At 64.4% G+C, this 18,983-nt stretch carries 15 protein-coding genes and 1 tRNA gene; 5 read left to right on the plus strand and 11 right to left on the minus strand.

The window, feature by feature from the left end:
• Positions 1–31: 31 nt before the first annotated feature.
• From AC1RDJ_RS08165 to AC1RDJ_RS08210, 10 genes are all read right to left on the minus strand, one after another.
• Entirely contained in the window at positions 32–1,030 is a 999-nt protein-coding gene (locus AC1RDJ_RS08165; RefSeq protein ID WP_493027190.1) for a FecR domain-containing protein, read from the minus strand.
• 6 nt (positions 1,031–1,036) lie between these two features.
• A complete protein-coding gene (locus tag AC1RDJ_RS08170; protein WP_071325625.1) occupies positions 1,037–1,555 on the minus strand; it encodes a sigma-70 family RNA polymerase sigma factor in 519 nt (172 codons plus the stop codon).
• A gap of 227 nt (positions 1,556–1,782) precedes the next feature.
• Positions 1,783–2,874 carry a redox-regulated ATPase YchF gene (gene ychF, locus AC1RDJ_RS08175; protein WP_071325626.1) on the minus strand — a complete coding sequence of 364 codons (1,092 nt, stop codon included), beginning with the start codon at positions 2,872–2,874 and terminating at the stop codon, positions 1,783–1,785.
• Positions 2,875–3,075: 201 nt separating this feature from the next.
• Complete coding sequence (gene pth, locus AC1RDJ_RS08180; RefSeq protein WP_071325627.1) at positions 3,076–3,660, minus strand: aminoacyl-tRNA hydrolase; 585 nt, start codon at positions 3,658–3,660, stop codon at positions 3,076–3,078.
• Positions 3,661–3,774: 114 nt separating this feature from the next.
• Positions 3,775–4,383 carry a 50S ribosomal protein L25/general stress protein Ctc gene (locus AC1RDJ_RS08185; RefSeq protein WP_034753273.1) on the minus strand — a complete coding sequence of 203 codons (609 nt, stop codon included), beginning with the start codon at positions 4,381–4,383 and terminating at the stop codon, positions 3,775–3,777.
• A gap of 166 nt (positions 4,384–4,549) precedes the next feature.
• Positions 4,550–5,500, minus strand: a complete 951-nt coding sequence (locus tag AC1RDJ_RS08190; RefSeq protein ID WP_034753270.1) for a ribose-phosphate pyrophosphokinase — start codon at positions 5,498–5,500, stop codon at positions 4,550–4,552.
• 151 nt (positions 5,501–5,651) lie between these two features.
• Positions 5,652–5,728 (minus strand) — tRNA-Gln (locus tag AC1RDJ_RS08195).
• Positions 5,729–5,816: 88 nt separating this feature from the next.
• Positions 5,817–6,701 (minus strand): 4-(cytidine 5'-diphospho)-2-C-methyl-D-erythritol kinase, encoded by an 885-nt coding sequence (gene ispE / locus AC1RDJ_RS08200; protein WP_071325629.1) that lies wholly within the window; start codon positions 6,699–6,701, stop codon positions 5,817–5,819.
• Entirely contained in the window at positions 6,698–7,348 is a 651-nt protein-coding gene (locus AC1RDJ_RS08205; protein ID WP_071325630.1) for an outer membrane lipoprotein LolB, read from the minus strand. Before AC1RDJ_RS08205 ends, ispE begins: the two co-directional genes overlap by 4 nt.
• A 59-nt stretch (positions 7,349–7,407) precedes the next feature.
• Entirely contained in the window at positions 7,408–9,198 is a 1,791-nt protein-coding gene (locus AC1RDJ_RS08210) for a tetratricopeptide repeat protein (RefSeq protein WP_493027191.1), read from the minus strand.
• 167 nt (positions 9,199–9,365) lie between these two features.
• On the opposite strand from AC1RDJ_RS08210, the gene mutM reads away from it, so the two are divergent.
• From mutM to AC1RDJ_RS08235, 5 genes are read left to right on the plus strand one after another with little or no spacing between them, the layout of a single operon-like run.
• Entirely contained in the window at positions 9,366–10,202 is an 837-nt protein-coding gene (mutM, locus tag AC1RDJ_RS08215; RefSeq protein WP_289887538.1) for a bifunctional DNA-formamidopyrimidine glycosylase/DNA-(apurinic or apyrimidinic site) lyase, read from the plus strand.
• Between the two features lie 21 nt (positions 10,203–10,223).
• The gene (locus AC1RDJ_RS08220; protein ID WP_493027192.1) at positions 10,224–12,125 is read left to right on the plus strand and encodes a dynamin family protein; all 1,902 of its coding nucleotides are present in this window, start codon (positions 10,224–10,226) and stop codon (positions 12,123–12,125) included.
• A gap of 42 nt (positions 12,126–12,167) precedes the next feature.
• The gene (gene mutY, locus AC1RDJ_RS08225; protein ID WP_493027193.1) at positions 12,168–13,343 is read left to right on the plus strand and encodes an A/G-specific adenine glycosylase; all 1,176 of its coding nucleotides are present in this window, start codon (positions 12,168–12,170) and stop codon (positions 13,341–13,343) included.
• A complete protein-coding gene (locus AC1RDJ_RS08230; RefSeq protein ID WP_493027194.1) occupies positions 13,343–15,148 on the plus strand; it encodes a sensor histidine kinase in 1,806 nt (601 codons plus the stop codon). Before mutY ends, AC1RDJ_RS08230 begins: the two co-directional genes overlap by 1 nt.
• Positions 15,145–15,759 (plus strand): response regulator transcription factor, encoded by a 615-nt coding sequence (locus tag AC1RDJ_RS08235; protein WP_493027195.1) that lies wholly within the window; start codon positions 15,145–15,147, stop codon positions 15,757–15,759. Before AC1RDJ_RS08230 ends, AC1RDJ_RS08235 begins: the two co-directional genes overlap by 4 nt.
• Here the strand turns inward: AC1RDJ_RS08235 and AC1RDJ_RS08240 are convergent.
• A complete protein-coding gene (locus tag AC1RDJ_RS08240; protein WP_493027196.1) occupies positions 15,756–18,974 on the minus strand; it encodes a molybdopterin dinucleotide binding domain-containing protein in 3,219 nt (1,072 codons plus the stop codon). The genes AC1RDJ_RS08235 and AC1RDJ_RS08240 overlap by 4 nt on opposite strands.
• Positions 18,975–18,983 lie beyond the last annotated feature (9 nt).

An 18,983-nucleotide genomic window follows, 5' to 3' on the forward strand; every position in this document is an offset into this window, starting at 1 on the left:
CAATCGGGCGCCGCATCCCATGCAAAAAACCTCAGGATGCGGCCTGCACGGTTACCCAGTAGCGCGTGCGCGCCAGGATCTGGATGGGCAAGGCCAGCGCCAGGTTGTGCAGGGCGCGGTCCGTGTCGCGCAGCGGGAAGACGCCGTTGACCTTCAGTGCGGCCACGGCCGGATCGCAGCGCAGCAGGCCGGGGCGGTAGCGGGCCAGTTCGGCGATCAGGGCATCGAGGCGCATGTCGTCGGCCACCAGCATGCCGCGCGCCCAGGCCGCGGCGCTGGCGGAGACGGGCGCCGCAGACTGCACGATGTCGGCCGAGAAGACGGCGCCCTGCCCCATGTCGATACGCACGGGGCGGTCGGGCGCATGCGCGAGGCGCACCTCGACGGCGCCCTCGAACACGGCGACCATCGACACGTGCTCTTCTTGCCGCAAGGTAAAACGCGTGCCCAGCGCCCGCACGGTGCCGTGGCGGCTTTGCACGCGGAAAGGCCGCTGCGCCGCATCGTGCGCCGTCGTGACGAGGATTTCGCCGGCCCGCAAGAGCAGCAGGCGCTCGCTGGCGTCGAAACGCACGTCGATGGCGGATGCCGAGGCCAGCATCACGCGCGTGCCGTCGGGCAGGATCATCTCGCGGATCTCGCCGGTGGCCGTGCTGTGGCCGGCCGTGGCGACTTGCCAGCTGTCCGTGCCGCGCAGCGCGTACGCCATGCCGCCCACTGGCAGGATCAGCGCCAGCAGTTTCAGGGCGCGGCGGCGGTTCAGGTGGGCGGCGGGCGCCGGCGCATGCAGCGCATGCCTGGCCGCGTCGCGCGGCACGCCGTGCAGCTTGCCCTCGAACGCCTGCAGGCGGCGCCAGGCAAGGTCATGATGCGGGTGGGCGGCGCGCCAGCGGGCACATGCGACCTGGTCCGCGTTGCTGGCGTCATCGGACCACAGGCGGGCCATCCACTCGGCCGCCCGCTGGACGATGGCGGCATCGATGATGGCGCCATCGTCGCCAGTACGGCTGTCGGGCAGCGGCATGGCCATGCGGGTTCAGTGTCCCGGGCCGTGCAAGGCCTGGTAGCAGGCCAGCAAGCCGGCGGCGATGTATTTTTCGACGGACGAGACGGACACCTGGAGTTCGGCGGCGATGTCGCGGTAGCTCATGCCGTCCAGCTTGCACAGCAGCAAAGCCTTGCGCGCCTTCGCAGGCAGCTGCTGCAGCACGGCGTCGATTTCCGTCAGCGCCTCGAGCACCAGCGCGCGCTCTTCCTCGGACGGCGCCAGCGCCTCGGGCACGAGGGCCAGTACTTCCAGGTAGGCCGCCTCGATCTGGCGGCGCCGGTACAGGTCGATCACCATGCCGTTGGCGATCTGCGTCAGGTGACGGCGCGATTCCCCGGCCGGCGGCACGCGCCCCGTCTTCATCAGGTGCAGGTAGACATCGTGCGCCAGGTCGGCCGCATCGAAGGCATTGCCCAGCTTGCGGCGCAGCAAGCCGCGCAGCCAGCTATGGTGGTCGGTGTACAGACTGCTGACTTGTTGCTGAAGCGCTAACTCGGCGGTGCCCACGATACCCTTCCTGTTGCCATGGCCACCGTATGATGGCGCATCGAATTATAAATGAGAATTATTCTCATTATATACGGAAGCACAAGGCCGCCGCAACCGGGCGACTGCGGGCACGTCAATCCGCAAGCCATCGGCGCCCCATCAGCAGGCGATAAAAAACCCTGCAAACCAGGGATTTGCAGGGTTCATTGACGCCCCATGCCCAGGCAGGGGGCCAGCGTCGGGAATTAGACGTTGAACAGGAAGTTCAGCACGTCGCCATCCTTGACCACGTATTCCTTGCCCTCGGCGCGCATCTTGCCCGCTTCCTTTGCGCCCGCTTCGCCCTTGTAGGCGATGAAGTCGTCATAGGCGATGGTTTGCGCGCGGATGAAGCCGCGTTCGAAGTCGGTGTGGATCACGCCGGCTGCCTGTGGCGCCGTGGCGCCGACGGGGATGGTCCAGGCGCGCACTTCCTTCACGCCTGCCGTGAAGTAGGTTTGCAGGCCCAGCAGCTTGTAGCCGGCGCGGATCAGGCGGTCCAGGCCTGGCTCTTCCATGCCCATGTCGGCCAGGAAAGCGCCCTTGTCGGCATCGTCGAGGTCGGCGATTTCCGCTTCCAGTGCCGCGCAGATGGCGACGATAGGCGCGTTTTGCGATTGCGCATAGGCCGTCAGCTGGTCCAGCAGCGGGTTGTTGGTGAAACCCGTGTCGGACACGTTGGCCACGAACATGGCCGGCTTGGCCGTGATCAGGCACAAAGGCTTGATCAGCTCCATTTCGTCGGCGTCCAGGCCCATCGCGCGCACCGGTTTGGCGTCGTTCAGGTAAGGCATCATGCGTTCCATGATGGCCAGCAGCTTGGCCGCGTCCTTGTCGCCCGAACGGGCTTTCTTGTTTTCGCGGTGGATGGCTTTTTCCACGGTGCCCATGTCGGCCAGCGCCAGTTCGGTCTGGATGACTTCGATGTCGTCGAGCGGGTTGATCTTGCCGGCCACGTGGATGACGTTGTCATCTTCGAAGCAGCGCACGACGTTGACGATGGCGTCCGTTTCGCGGATATGCGACAGGAACTGGTTGCCCAGGCCCTCGCCCTTCGATGCACCGGCCACCAGGCCGGCGATGTCGACGAATTCCACGATGGCGTTGACCATGCGTTCCGGCTTGACGATCGCGGCCAGCGCATCCATGCGTGGATCCGGCACTTCGACGACGCCGACGTTCGGCTCGATGGTGCAGAACGGATAGTTTTCAGCCGGAATGCCGGCTTTCGTCAGTGCATTGAACAGGGTGGACTTGCCGACGTTCGGCAAGCCGACGATACCGCATTGGAGACTCATGGAAAACCTTTAATAATCAAAGCACATGGCGCCGTCTATCGGCGTGCTTGCCGTGCTGTTAGGGAAACGGGGCGATTGCTCACCATTTTCCGGGGATAGTGCGTATGCTGCATTTCAAGGGGTCAATTGTACCCGTGTCACGCGCGCTTCAAAAGCCTGATGATGGCCAAACGACGCCTATGCAGGCGCATCGTGTTGTCATCAGGCCGTATGCAGCTTCATCGTCGCCGCCTCGAACTTGCCGTCGACAATCAGCGGCATGACTTGCAGGGACTTCTCGATGGCTTGCTCGATCAGTTCCTGGTCTTCGCGGCGCGGACGGTGCAGCACGAAATCGGCCACCTGCTGCTGCAGGCTCAGGGTGCGCGGATGGCCGATGCCGAGGCGCAAGCGCCAGTAATCCTGCGTGCCCAGCGCGGCCGTGATGTCCTTCAAGCCATTGTGGCCGCCGGCCGAGCCGCCCTTCTTCAGGCGCGCGATGCCCGGCATCAGGTCGAGTTCATCATGCACCACCAGCACTTCATCGGCGGCAATCTTGAAGAAACGCGCCAGCGCGCCCACGGACTGGCCCGAGCGGTTCATGAAAGTCAGCGGTTCGAGCAGCCAGACTTCGTTGCCGCCAATCGACGTTTTCGCCAGCATGGCGTTGTAGCGCGAATCGCGCTGCAAGCGCGTGCCGGGCAAGCTGTTGGCAAGGTTGTCCACCAGCCAGAAGCCGGCATTGTGGCGGGTTTGTTCGTATTCGGGTCCCGGATTGCCGAGGCCGACGATCAGGCGTATGGGCATGGCTGTGTCTGCAGTGTAAAAACGTATTATCGGTGAAAACGGGCGGAAAAAAACCCGCCGGGACGAACCAGGCGGGTTTTTCCTTGCGACTACCGCATGACTGCGGCGGCAGAATTACTTCTTGTCAGCAACAACTTCAGCAGCAGCGGCTTCAGCAGCAACGTGGCCAGCCGGTACCGAAGCGGTAGCGATGGTCAGGTTGGCGCCGTGGGTGACAGCGGTCACGCCAGCTGGCAGGACCAGGTCGCCGACGTGCAGCGAGTGACCGACGTCGATGTTCGACAGGTCAACGTTGATGAATTCTGGCAGTTGGCCTGGCAGGCACGAAACTTCGATTTCGTTGGCAACGTGGCTGATGGTCGCGCCATGCAGTTTGACTGCTGGGGAAACGTCAGCGTTGATGAAGTGCAGAGCAACTTTCACGTGGATAGCTTGCTTAGCGTCAACGCGCTGGAAGTCAGCGTGCAGAACCAGTTGTTTGTATGCGTGGACTTGGAAGTCGCGCAACAGAACTTGCTGGGAAACGCCGTCGATTTCCAGGTCCAGGATGGACGAGTGGAAAACTTCTTTTTTCAACGCGTGGTACAGGGCGTTGTGATCCAGCGAGATCAGCACCGGGGCTTCAGCGCCACCGTAGACGATACCAGGGGTTTGGCCGGAAATGCGCAGGCGGCGGCTCGCTCCGGAACCTTGCAATTCGCGTTTAAATGCGATAACTTTCATGTGAAACTCCAAGAAGAACAAGGCTTGCGCCTTGTGTTATGAAGACTCCCGCGACCAGGAATCCTCGAAAATGGGCGCATATGCGCCCCGAAAACTAAAACACTGCGGCGCAACAGGCAAAAAGCCGGTCGCGCCGCAGGCATTACGTCTGTTTCTGTTTACCGAATTAATCGATAAAGAGGGAAATAACCGAATCACCCTTGATGATGCGCTTGAACGTCTCGGCCAGCAGCGGCGCGCACGTCAATTGACGGATCTTGCCGCAGGCCAGGGCCGCTTCGGACAGGGGAATCGTGTCGGTCACGACCAGCTCATCGAGTGGCGAAGCCGAAATACGGTCGATCGCCGGGCCGGACAGCACCGCGTGCGTGCAATACGCCACGACTTTTTTCGCGCCGCGCTCTTTGAGCACTTCGGCAGCCTTGGTCAGGGTGCCTGCCGTGTCGACCATGTCATCCATGATCACGCAGTTGCGGCCTTCGACTTCACCGATGATGTTCATCACTTCGGACACGTTCGCTTTTGGACGACGCTTGTCGATGATGGCCAGGTCGCAGCCCAGGCGTTTTGCCAGGGCGCGCGCACGTACCACACCGCCGACGTCCGGCGACACGACCAGCAGATCCTGGTAGTTTTTCTTTTGCAGGTCGCCCAGCAAAATTGGCGAAGCGTAGATGTTATCGACAGGAATATCGAAGAAACCTTGGATTTGGTCGGCGTGCAGATCCATGATCAGGACGCGCTCGACACCGGCTTCTTCCAGCATGTTCGCCACCACCTTGGCCGAAATCGCCACACGCGCGGAGCGTGGACGGCGGTCTTGGCGGGCGTAGCCGAAGTAGGGAATCGCGGCGGTGATGCGGCCAGCGGAAGCACGTTTCAAGGCATCAACCATCAGCATGATTTCCATCAAGCTGTCGTTGGTTGGAGCACAGGTGGATTGCAAAACAAAAACATCCTTGCCGCGCACGTTTTCGTTAATCTCGACCATTACTTCGCCGTCAGAGAATTTCGAAACGTTTGCTTTACCGAGAGGGATGCCGAGGTTTTTTGCGACCCCCTCTGCTAACGCTGGATTCGCGTTGCCGGTAAAAACCATCAGGTTTTCGTAAGCCATGGGAGTCCCAAGAGGTGATATAGAAGTCTTGAAAAGCACTAACCGGGCATAGGCCCGGTCAGTCATTGTTTAGAATATGCCGCGTGGCGACATATCTGCTTTTTCCCGTACTGGACGCTAACTTCGCATCGACAGACTACGGTGAAATGGGTGGCAGGGGAAGAAGGATTCGAACCTTCGCATGCTGGAATCAAAATCCAGTGCCTTAACCAGCTTGGCGATTCCCCTACGCAACTGACTGCTTGCCGTCATGTTGGCCAGTATTATACCGACTATTTGACGCTAAGCAAAATCTTTTTTTGCTGTTTACTTTAATTCACAACACCGTGAGCATCGGGTGACGATTTAGCGCTTTTGCCTTCCAGGCTACCCAGACCGGTGGCACATTGCTGAGCACCGCATCTGCTTCTTCCGCACTGGAAAACGCACTAAATACACAAGCACCGGAACCAGTCATCCTGGCCTCACCGTAAGCACCCAGCCATTCTACCGCATCTGCTACCGGCTTGAAAAGACTGCATGCCACTTGCTGTAAATCATTTTTACCGAACCCGCCCGCATCGTTTCCTTCTGCGAGGTGCCTGGAAAAGTCCGCTATTGTGACGGCTTCGGTATTCCTCGTCAAGCCTTCCGCGCAAAAAATTGCCGCGGTGGGCACTTGCACGCCCGGCTCGATCACCACATACCAGCATTCGGGCGTGGCGACGGGCTGCAAGGCCTCCCCCACGCCTTCGGCAAACGCGTTCTCGCCAAAGATGAAAAACGGGATATCGGCGCCCAGCGGCAAGCCCAGCGCCATCAATTCCTCGCGCGTCAATCCCGCCTGCCACAGGCGGTTCAGCGCCATCAGGGCCGTGGCCGCATCGGACGAGCCGCCGCCAAGGCCGCCGCCCATGGGCAGCACCTTGTCGATGGCGATGTCTACGCCGCGCGGCAAGGCGCCCGTGCGGCGCAGCACTTCCGCCTGCAGCAGCTGCGCGGCACGGATGATCAGGTCCTGCTCTTCCGGCACGCCGGCCAGCGCCGTCACGCGGCGTATCGCCGTATCGTCGCGCAGCGCGAAATGCAGGGTGTCGCCATGGTCGAGCAACTGGAACACCGTCTGCAGCAGGTGGTAGCCGTCGGCGCGGCGGCCGTTGACGTGCAGAAATAAGTTCAGCTTGGCCGGGGCCGGGCAATTGTTCAGGGTCGTCAGTGTCATGGTGCGGGTGCGGAGGGAGCGGGATCGAGCACGATGCGCAGCGACACGGCGTCGGCCTGGGCGCTGGCATTGCGTTCGGCATCGATACGCCGCGGTTGGGGCAAGCTGCCCGGTGCATTGTCGGACGCATTTTGCCCTACTTCCTGCCACGACACATAGCGCAGGCGCCAGCCATCCTTGGTCGTCACGCTGTCGTTGGCCGGCGAAGCGACGAAGCGCTTGCCGTCGGCGCCCACGGCATAGCCCTGCAGCCAGTCGCGCAAGCCCGATACGGGCAGGGACCAGCCCAGCATCTGCGCGCTCAGGGCATCGACGTCGGGCGCGCGGCGCGGCGCCTTGCCGCTCTGCGTCAGCACGGCCTCGTGCGGCGTGACGGCGATGGTGGCCAGGGTGCTGCCCACGGGCGAGTACAGAGTCACGTCCGTGCGCTGCGCCGTCTGCTGCCAGTTGAAATTGACGGTGGCCGATTCAGGCTTGTCCTCCTTCTGGTACACGACGTTCAAACGGCCCGTCAGCTCCACCTGCTCGCGGTAAGGCGCGACAGCCTTGCCCGATGGCGCGGCGCCGGACGAGAAGGGCGAGGTCAGGGTCGAGCAGGCCGACAGGGCCAGGCAGAGAGCGGAGAGCGCAAGGAGATTTTTTGGCATGGGCACAAGGAAAAACCAGCGCCATGGCGCTGGTTTGATAGTTGAGTTAATCGATTCGATCACAAGCTGACATTCAGGCGCGCCAGGGTGCTTTTCAGCGCATCGTTCTTCGGATCCTTGCCTTGCGCCTCGCGCCACAGCTTCTGTGCCTCGTCCTTCTCGCCCTTCTGCCACAGCACTTCGCCCAGGTGGACGGCGATTTCCGGATCGCTGCGCACGGCGTAGGCGCGGCGCAGCGCGTTTTCCGCCGCGGCCAGGTTGCCCATGCGGAACTGTACCCAGCCCATGCTGTCCATGATGAACGGGTCGCCTGGCGCCATCTGCAAGGCCTTTTCGATCAGGGCGTGGGCTTCCGACAAGCGGATGCCGCGTTCGGCCAGCGAGTAGCCGAGCGCGTTATACGCGTGCTGGTTGTCGGGCGCCAGCGCCATCACGCGACGCAGGCTCGCTTCCATCAAGTCCAGTTTATCCAGGCGCTCGGCCAGCAGGGCATAGTCGTACAGCAGTTCCGGGTTGTCGGGGAAGCGCAGCAAGGCGTTTTCCAGCACCGTATAGGCGCTTTGCACATAGCCGGCGTCGCGCAGGAATTGCGCGTCGACCAGCAGCACCTGCGCCTGGCTTGCCGGGTCGTCCGTTTCGATTTCCGACAGCGCCTTGCGCGCCGCATCGAGATTGCCGCCACGGGCGATCAGTTGTGCGCGGCGCAAACGGGCATCGACATAGCCGGCCGAGGCGCTGTTGTCGACCTTGTCCAGCCAGGCGATGGCGCCGGCCATGTCGCCGCGCGTTTCGGCAATCTGCGACAATATCATCAGGGCCTTGAACGGATCGCGCGTGTCGCCGGGGGTTTTCTCGAGCACGGCCAGGAAGCGCTTGAAGTACTGCTCGGCGCCCTTGGTGTCTTCCAGCTGCAACGCCACGATGCCGAGCGCATACAGGGCGGCCACGTTATCGGGCTGGCTTTTCAGCAGCAGCAGGAATTGATCGCGCCCCGGTTCGAGCTGCTTCTGCTCGACCAGCAGGCGCGCATAGGCGGCGCGCACTTCGACCGCGTCCGGATTCTTTTCCAGGAAGGCGGCCAGCACCTTGCCTGCCGCCTCGGGCTCGCCCGTCACCTGCGCCAGGGTCAGCGCGGCCAGCTCGGAATTGGGCTTGATGGCCAGCGCCTTGTTCGCTTCGCCGATGGCGCGCTCACGCTCGCCGATCGACAGGGCGCCCTGCGCCAGCACCAGGTGCGCCTCGAACATGTCCAGGTAGGGCTGCACCAGGCGCGTCACCATCGAGTACGCATACAGCTTGTCGTTCGAGCGCGAGAGGATCTGCTGCATCTGGAACAGGGCCACGCCGCGCGCGCCGGGCGGCGCATTGGCCAGGCGCTCGGCGAAAATCGGCTCGGCTTCCTCGATCTTGTCGGTCAGGACGACGAAACCGAGGAAGAACTGGGTCGCCTCGTCGGATTCGGGCGCCAGTTCGCGCCACAGGCGGATGGCAGCCAGCGCCTCGCCGCCCTGCTTGGCCGCCAGCGCCATTTCGGATGCGCGGCGCGCCAGGCGCGGGTCGCGCGTCTGCTGCGCCGCCACCATCATGGTCACGTACGGCCCCTGCCACTGGCCGCTCTTGAATTCCATTTCCGCGCGCGTCAGCTTGTACAGCAGGTCGCTGCTCAATTCGACCTTGGGCAAGCCGTCCGCCTTGGCGCCCTCGCTGGATTCGGCACCCGCTTCCTGCGGCGCGGCGGGTGCGGCCGCAGAGGGGCTGGCCGCGGCATCGGCAGGGGCGACAGGCGTCTGCGCCATGGCATGCGTGGCCATCAGGGCGGACAAGGTTACAATGGCGAAAGCGTTTTTCAAAGGCTGATCCTGGCTATACGGCAAAGTTTGATTCTACGCCCAACCCGATCATTGCGTACTTCACGTATGTAACGAAATATATACGTCAGCGTGAGGCAAGGTGTACGGGCCCGCCGCCGGCCTGCAATCCAGCTGTTTTTGACCCAGTTTCCATACGTCCGAGCCCTATGCCAGAATTGCCAGAAGTCGAAGTCACACGGCGCGGTGTCGCGCCCCATCTCGAAGGACGCGCCGTGCGCTCCGTCGTGCTGCGCCGCGACGGCCTGCGCTGGCCCTTCCCTCCCGCCCTGGGCGAGCAATTGTCGGGCCAGACCATCGGCCTGACGGGGCGGCGCGGCAAATACCTGCTGATCCACTTCCGCCACGGCACCCTGATCATCCACCTGGGCATGTCGGGCCACCTGCGCGTGCTGCCGCCTGGCACCGAGGCGCAAAAGCACGACCATTTCGACCTCGTCGTGGAAGACGCGGACGGCGCCAGCCAGGTGCTGCGCATGACGGATCCGCGCCGCTTCGGCGCCGTGCTGTGGCACGACGAGGCCGACGGCCCGCTCGACAGCCACGTGCTGCTGCGCGGCCTGGGCACGGAACCGCTGGAGGGCGGCTTCACGGGCCAGTTGCTGTTCGAGAAAACGCGCAACAAGGGCAGCAGCATCAAGCAGGTGCTGATGGCGGGCGACATCGTCGTCGGCGTGGGCAATATCTATTGTTCCGAAAGCCTGTTCCGCGCCGGGATCAACCCGAAGACGCCAGCCAAGCGCATCGGCCTGGCGCGCTATGAGAAACTGGCGCAGGCGATCCGCGACGTGCTGGCCGAAGCCATCGTGCAAGGCGGCAGCACCCTGCGCGACTTCATCGGCGTAAACGGCCAGTCCGGCTACTTCCAGCAGACGTATTTCACGTACAACCGCACGGGCAAGCCATGCCGCGTGTGCGGCGCGCCGATCCGGCAAATCGTGCAGGGCCAGCGGTCCACGTTTTACTGCGTGCATTGCCAAAAGTAAGTCACTCGCAAAGGGAGCCAGATGGTCAGGGACTTGGAACAATACAGCGCATGGCGCCAGGACGTGCTGGCCGCCTTGCAGGCTTACCGGCAGGCCGCCAGCGCGGCGGGCCTGGTCGACGGCGCCTCCGCGCTGCGCCTGGCGCGCTGTGTCTCCCGCCTGCTCGATGACCGCCTGTCCGTGGCCTTCGTGGCGGAATTCTCGCGCGGCAAATCCGAGCTGATCAACGCCATCTTCTTTGCCGACTACGGCCAGCGCATCCTGCCCTCGGGCGCGGGACGCACCACCATGTGTCCCACCGAGCTGCTGTACGACGCGGCCTGGCCGCCGTCGATCCGCCTGCTGCCCATCGAGACGCGCGCGCAGAACCTGTCGACCAGCGACTACCGCGACCTGCCCGCCGCCTGGACCGTCCTGCCCCTGAACATCGATGCGGGCGGCGACATGCAGGAAGCCATCCGCCAGGTCAGCCTGACGAAAAAAGTCGGCGTCGAGGAAGCGGCGCGCTACGGCCTGTACGACGCCGACGACGCGGATGCGCCGGCCATGCTCGACGAGGAAGGCCAGGTGGAAATCTCGATGTGGCGCCACGCCATCATCAACTTCCCCCATCCGCTGCTGAAACAGGGCATGGTAATCCTCGACACGCCCGGGCTGAACGCCATCGGCACTGAGCCGGAACTGACGCTGAACCTGATCCCGAATGCGCATGCGGTGCTGTTCATCCTGGCGGCCGACACGGGCGTCACGCGCAGCGATATCGAGGTATGGCGCAACCATATCGGCGCCGGCGCCGGGCGCCTGGTGGTGCTCAACAAGATCGACAGCATGTGGGATGAATTGCGCGGCGACGCCGAGGTGACGCAGGCCATCGAACGCCAGCAGGCCAGCGTGGCACATCTCCTGACGCTGGACGCGGGCCAGGTCTTCCCCGTCTCGGCGCAAAAGGCCCTCGTGGGCAAGATCAACCACGACGCGGCGCTGCTGGAAAAAAGCCGCCTGCAGGCGCTGGAAACGGCCCTGTTCGAAGGCCTGATCCCCGCGCGCAAGGACATCATCCGGCACCAGCTGGGGTTCGACCTCGATGCGATTCAAGCGGCGCAGCAGGTACAGGCGGCGGCGCGCGCGCGCGGCATCGCCGAGCAGCTGCACGAGCTGCATAGCCTGCGCGGCAAGAACCAGAGCGTGATCGCGCACATGATGCGCCGCATCGATATCGAGAAGAAGGAATTCGACAGCAGCCTGTTCAAGCTGCAAGCCACGCGCGCCGTCTTTACGCGCCTGTCGACGGAGCTGTACACGAGCCTGGGCATGGACATCGTGCGCGACGATATCGACGACGTGCGCGCCGCCATGCAGCGCAGCCGTTTCTTCACGGGCCTGCGCGACGCCATGCGCCAGTATTTCGAACGCATCGCCCGGAACCTGGACCGCTCGGAAGGCAAGACCGCCGAGATCACGGAAATGATGCAGGTGATGTACCGCAAGTTCGCCACCGAACATGGCCTGGCGCTGGCCGTGCCGATGCCGTTTTCGCTGGCCCGCTACCGCCAGGAGATCGCCGATATCGAAGCCGTGTATCACAAGCAGTTCGGCACGGCGACCCTGATTACCACCAGCCGCGTGGTGCTGATGGAGAAATTCTTCGATACCATCGCCTCGCGCGTGCGACGCAGCTTCGCGGCCGCCAACGACGACGCCAGCGCCTGGCTGAAAGTCATCATGGCGCCGCTCGAAGCGCAGATCGTCGAATACAAGGAACAGCTGAAACTGCGCTTCGCCTCGATCCAGCGCATCCACGACGCCACGGGCAGCCTGGAACAGAAGATCGCCGGCTTTGAAGCCAGCCTGGCGGCGCTCGAACGCGACAAGGCGCAGCTGGCGCAACTGGCCGACACCTTGCGCGCGGCCAGCGCGACATAAACAACATCAGCAACATCGAACAACAGAACACTGGAATCCTGCATGAAACGTCTGCTGCATCCGCTGACGCCCTCCCCGGGCGCAGCTCAGTTTGAAAACGCGCCTGAAAACTATGTCGACCCGACTTTTTCCGCCACCGTCATCGCCTGGCAAAAGCAGCATGGCCGCCATGCGCTGCCGTGGCAAAACACGCGCGACGCCTACCTGATCTGGCTGTCAGAAATCATGCTGCAGCAAACGCAGGTCACCGCCGTGCTCGGCTACTACGCGCGCTTCCTCGAACGCTTTCCCACCCTGCGCGAGCTGGCCGACGCGCCCGTGGAAGACGTGATGGCGCAATGGAGCGGCCTCGGCTACTACACGCGGGCGCGCAACCTGCACAAATGCGCACAACGCGTGGTGGCCGAATACGACGGCATCTTCCCCAGCGACCCGGCCCTGCTGGCCGAGCTGCCCGGCATCGGCCGCTCGACGGCCGCCGCCATTTCCGCGTTCTCCAGCGGCACGCGTGCAGCCATCATGGACGGCAACGTCAAGCGTGTCTTTGCGCGCACGTTTGGCATCGACGCCTATCCAGGCGAGAAACGGGTCGAGGAAGCCATGTGGCGGCGCGCCGAAGCCCTGCTGCCGGAAACGGGCATCGAAGCCTACACCCAGGGCTTGATGGACTTTGGCGCCACCCTGTGCACGCGCAGCAGCCCCGATTGCGGCCGCTGTCCGCTGCAGCCGCGCTGCGTGGCCTACGCCACCAACCGCACCAAGGACCTGCCCGTGCGCAAGCCGAAGAAAACCAGTCCGGAAAAGCACGCCGTGATGCTGGTCGTCATCGACGACGGCCAGGTGCTGCTGGAACAGCGGCCCGGCTCCGGCATCTGGGGCGGCCTGCTGTCGCTGCCCGAGCTGGACGGCCACGTGCTGGCCGGCGAAGCCGCACCACGCGCCATCGACGAGGATGCGCTGGCGCGCGCCGTAGCGCCCTTCGGCGAAATCGAGACGCAGGAGCGCTTGCTGCCTATCGTTCACGTCTTCACGCACTACAAGCTGCACATCGTGCCCTGTCGCATCACCCTGGCGCGGCGCCTGGCGCTGGCAGGGGAAGCGTCCCACGTCTGGTATGACGGCGCCAGGATCGCCGACGCGCCGCTGCCGGCGCCCATCAAGAAACTGCTGCTGGACCTGTTCGGCGATGCGCGCCAGGCGCAGCGCAGCATGTTCTAGTGCGGCGTTTTGTACTGCTCGCGCTGGCGGCGCTGTGCCTGCACGGCGCCCATGCCGCGGATGACCTGCCCGAGGTGCGCATCGGCGTGCTGGCCTACAAGGGCGGCGACGCCGTGCAGCAGGACTGGTCGTACGTGACGCGCCACCTGCAAGCCAGCATTCCCGGCGTGCGTTTCGTGCTGGTCGACTATGACCAGGCGGGATTGACGCGCGCCGTGCAGTCGCAAACGATCGCCTTTGCCGTCACCAGCAGCGGCCATTACGTGGCGCTCGAACACAGCGACGGCGCCAGCCGCATCGCCACGCTCGAATCGCCGTGGACGGATACGCCGCGCCTGGCCATCGGCTCGGCCATCGTCGTGCGCAGCTCGTCGCCGCTGCATGACCTGGCCGACCTGGCGGGCAAGAACGTGATGGCGGTGGCGCCTGACGCCTTCGGCGGCTACCAGATCGCCGCGCGCGAATTGCGCGAAGCAGGCCTCGATCCCGCGCACGATTTCGCCAGCCTGCGCTACAGCGGCTTCCCCTCGCAACAGATCGTCGAGGCCGTGCGCGCCGGCCGCATGGATGCGGGCATCGTGCGTACCTGTTTGCTCGAGCAGATGGTGGCGCGCGGCGAAGTGCAGGCAGACGAGCTGCGCGTGATCACGTCGCGCCCGGTGCCCGGTTTTCGCTGCGCCACCTCGTCGCGGCTGTATCCGGACTGGCCGTTCGTGGCCTTGCGCCAGACGCCGGCGCCGCTGGCCAAGCAGGTGGCGCTGGCCCTGCTGGCCATGCAGCGCACCAGCGAAGGCTATAGCTGGACGGTGCCCAGCGATTACCAGATCGTCGATGAACTGTTCCGCGAACTGCGCATCGGCCCCTACGCCTACCTGGACAAGCTGACCTTCGAGACGGCGCTGCGCCGCTACTGGGGCTGGATGCTGCTGGTGCTGGCCCTGCTCGTTGCGTGGGCCGTGCACACGGTGCGCGTGGAATACCTGGTCAGCCGGCGCACGGAGCAGCTGCGTGCGGCCCAGCACCAGCAGCGCGCGCTGGAAGAACAGGCGCGCCAGCGCCAGGCCACGCTCGATCACACGGCGCGCCTGGCGATCCTGGGCGAAATGGCCAGCGCCATCGCCCACGAATTGAACCAGCCGCTGGCGGCCATCGGCAATTTCGCGCGCGGCATGGCGCGCCGCATCGCCGCCGGCCGCCTCGATGCGGCGCCGTTGCTGGACGGCGCGCAGGAAATCGCCACGCAAAGCGAGCGCGCCGGCGCCATCATCCGGCATATCCGCGCGATGGCGCAAAAGCGTCCCGCGCACAGCACGGCCTTCGCCCTGGCCGACGCCGTGGAGCAAGCCGTAGCCCTGTTCCGCGCCGCCCATCCGCAAGCGAACATCCGCTGGTCTCGCGAGGCCGCCAGCCCCGCCGTGCGCGTGCTGGCCGACCCGCAGCAAGTGCAGCAGGTACTGCTGAACCTGCTCAAGAATGCGCTCGATGCGCAGATGGAAAACGGCAATCCCGAGCACGCCATCGGCGTGCTGCTGCACCGCGAAAACGGCGCCTGCATGGTGGCCGTGCGCGACGCCGGCTGCGGCCTCGCCACGGAACAGATGGCGCGCCTGTTCGAACCGTTTTTCACCACCAAGGCAGAAGGGCTGGGCCTGGGCATGTCGCTCAGTAAAAGCATCATCGAATCGTTCGGTGGCAGCCTGTCGGCCCACGCCAACGCCGATGCGCCGGGCTTGACGGTCTGGTTCCGCCTGCCCGAAGATAGCAATATGGAAGCAGACCAGGAAAGACACGAGGAAACACCATGAATGAAAGCGATGCCATCATCTTTGTCGTCGACGACGACGCCGCCATGCGGCGCTCGCTGGCCTACCTGTTCGACTCGGCCGGCTGGAAAGTGGAGACGTTCGAGTCGGCGCGCGACTTCCTGCGGCGTTACGATGGCCATGCGCCCGGCTGCCTGCTGCTCGACGTGCGCATGCCGCTGATGAGCGGACTGGAACTGCAGCAGGAACTGTCGCGCCACGCCATCTCCCTGCCCGTGATTTTTTTGAGCGGCCACGGCGACCTGGCGATGGCCGTGCAGACGATGAAGGCGGGCGCCTGCGATTTCCTGGAAAAACCGTGCAAGGACCAGGTACTGCTCGACGCCGTGACGCGCGCCGTGGCCCGCAGCCTGGACGAAGGCCGCAGCGCCGCCAGCACGCATACGGCACAGGCGACGCTGGCGACATTGACGGCGCGCGAGCGCGAAGTGGCGCTGCTGATGGCCGAAGGCAAGGCCTCCAAAGTCATCGCCCGCGAGCTGGGCATCAGCGACAAGACGGTGCAGGTGCACCGCCATAACACGATGGAAAAACTGGGCCTGCATTCAGCAGCCGAGGTGGCCCGGCTGCTGATGGCCGGCGGACAAATCTAGGCCCGCACGATACGCGCCGGCAGTCCCTGCCGCACCGACGTGCCCGAGACGGGATCGACAAACACGTTCTTGTCGCCGCGGCTCGGGTCCGTCAAACCCAGGTCGTTCAAGTTGATGCCGGCGCCGATGGCCGGCTCGTCGGGCTGGCGCAGCTTGCCGATGCGGTGGGCCCTTGCGCCGTGCTCCTTGTGGCCGAAGCCATGTTCGACGGCGATCACGCCACGCTGCACGCCATGGCGCAGCATCACCGTGGCCCTGGCCCTGCCGCCCGGCGTTTCCAGATAGATCTCGTCGCCATTTTCCAGCTTCAGCCGCGCCGCATCGTCGGGATGCACGGCGACGGGATTGTCGGGATGGATGCCGCGCAGGCGCCGCGCGCCGATGCTGTACGAGTTTTGCAGCGCCGATTTGAAGCTGATCAACTCGAACGGCCACTCGCTGGCCGGATACGCCTTGCGCACGGGCGTGCCATCGGCAAACGCCGCCACGCGCCAGGCGGGCGTACCGGGAAAACGCTTGCCGCTCAAGCTGTTCTTGCTCACGCCCAGGCCCTCGTTGTACAGCATCATCGGTTTCAGATAACGGTGCGTGGACCAGTCCTGCGGATACGGCGTTTCGTCCGCGGCCGGCGCGGGAACGACCGGCGCCTTGGGGTTCGCCGGCGGCGGCAGGCGCAGGCCGAACATCTCGCCATAGCTCTGGTAGCGCCCTCCCCGCGCCAGCATGAAGGCCACCTTGCGCCACTCCTCCGGCTTCAAGGTGCGTTCCAGTTCCGGGCGGATGCGGGCCACGCCGGAAAGCGCAATATCGTCGTCGCTCGCCTCCGGCACTGGCGTTTTTCCTTGCCAGGCGATGTTGGCGCCGCCGCGCAGATACCAGTCTTCCGCGCATTGCAGTGGGAAGCGCCGGCCCTCCATATCCTGCAAGGCCTCGGGGCCGAAGCCAGGCAAGTCCATCGTTTTCGCCAGCGCGATGAAGAACGATTCCATGCAGATGGTCTGGCCATCGGGCGTCTTGTGCACGCGCGGTTCGGCCACCGGCCAGCGCGCCGTGCTCATCTTGACTGGCATGCCGCCCCAGGCGCCCGCCCAGCCCCAGCTTTCGTACAGCAAGGTATCGGGCAGCAGGTAGTCGGCAAAGGCCGAGCTTTCGTTGATGAACGGGTCAATGGCGACGATCAGGGGAATCTTCTTCGGATCGGCCAGTTCCTTGCCGATCTGCGCGCGCAAGCCCGTGATGCCATACACAGGATTGCAGCTCCACAGTATCAGCGCCTTCAAGGTGTACGGATAGCCATTCATGGCGCTGGTCAGCCACTCGGTAGCCAGCGCGGGCGCGTTCGGATACCACGGCGCCCTGGCCGGATACGCCTTGCCCGCTTCTTTCTTCAGCTTGAATTCCGAGGTTTTCTCATACGGCACATTGCGTCCGATCGGCATGCCGGCCGCCTTGATCTCGCCATCGAAACTCTCGAGGTTGTAACGCGGGCCAGGGCCCGCATCCTTGAAGCTGCCGCCGTTGACGAGGGTGCCGCCCTTGCGGTTCAGATTGCCGATCAGGGTATTGAGCATGACCAGCGCATACGCGTTATAAAAGCCCGCGCCCGACATCATGCCGCCGTGCGCATTGACGGCGGCGCGCTTGCCATGGCTGGTCAGTTCCCGCGCCAGGCCTTCGATGATGTCGCGCGCAATGCCGCAGGCGGCCGCGTATTCATCCATGCTGTGGCGCTGCGCTTCCTCGTTGAGCATCGTCATGGCCGTCTTCAGGTGCACGGGCGCGCCGGCGACATCCAGCGGGCCATCGAAGAACAGCCGCGCCTCGCCCCTGGCCGCGCTGTGCGGCACGATCGCTTGCGTGGCGGCGTCGATCACGCAGAACGGGTCGCCATCCTTGTAGCGCTCTTCTTCCGCCAGTTCCACCGCGCCGATATCGGAGCCGCGCAGGTAGCGGCCATCGCGCGGGTGGCCCTTTTCGTTGATGACCAGGTGCGTGGCGTTGCACCAGGCGGCCTCGCCCGCCGCTTCGGCCACCTTCAGGTTGGGCTGTGCGAGGAAGTGACGGTCATAGCGTTCCTGCTCGATGATCCAGCGTATCATCGCCATGGCCAGCGCGCCGTCCGTGCCCGGCTTGATCGGTACCCAGCGGCTACGGTCGCCCGCCGCCAGGCTGTCCGCGTTCGTCAGCACAGGGTCGACCACGACGTAGCTGAAATCGCGCTTGCCCGAGCGGGCCTTGGCGATCAAGGTGCCCTGGCGCTTGAACGGATTGCCCGCATTGCCCGGCGCCGTGCCGACGAAAATGCAAAATTCCGTGTTTTCCAGGTCCACTTTCGCATGCGGCATTTTCTTCATGTCGCCGAACATGGCGCCCGACCCGCTGCGGTAGGCGCCGCCGCAATACGAACCATGGTTGACCAAGTTCAAACTGCCGTACGACTGCTTGAAAAAGCGCGTGCCGAACGCCAGGCGGCCATCGTCGGTGCTGCACATCAGGCCCACCTGGTTCACTTGCGGGCCCAGTTCCGGCTGCGCCGCATCGATCGGCTTTTCCAGCTCGCGCAAGGCGCGCAAGCCCTGCACGTGGCCTTCGCCAAACAGGTCGCCCCCTTCCGTCACTTCCTTGACCAATTGGTCAAAGGCGATCGGCTCCCAGCGGCCACCGCCGCGCGGCCCCACGCGCTTCATGGGCGCCAGCACGCGGAACGGCGACTCCATCTGTTCCAGCACGCCGTTGCCGCGGCCGCAAGCGGTGGAGCGGCCTTTCAGCCCCTTTTCCTCGAAGCGCGACAGCGACACGAAGCTGTCGCGTATCGGCGTGGCATACGGCAGCGCCGGGTCGGCCGACATGGGGCTGTACGGATTGCCCGCCACGCGCAGCACCTTGCCGCTCTTCTTGTCGAGGCGCACGCGCACGCCGCAAAACGTGGTGCAGCCCATGCACATGGTGTAGCTCACTTGCTGGTCCGGATTGACGGTCAGCTTGCCCGTGGCCGTGTCGACGGAAAACTCGGGCGGCAGGGAATTGCCATGCAGTTTCTGCACAGGTTTATCTTTACCCAGCGCGTGGTCGACCATGCGGCCGGCCGTGGTGGAAAAACTGGCGGCAAACGCGGCCAGGCCGCCACCGATGGCGCCGTAGCGCAGCAGCTTGCGGCGCTTTTCTTCCTCGGCGCTGCGGTCTTCCTGCGGGTCTGGTGTGGTGTGATCGTTCATGATTCTCTC

It is taken from the genome of Janthinobacterium sp. GW822-FHT07H10 (assembly GCF_058798675.1).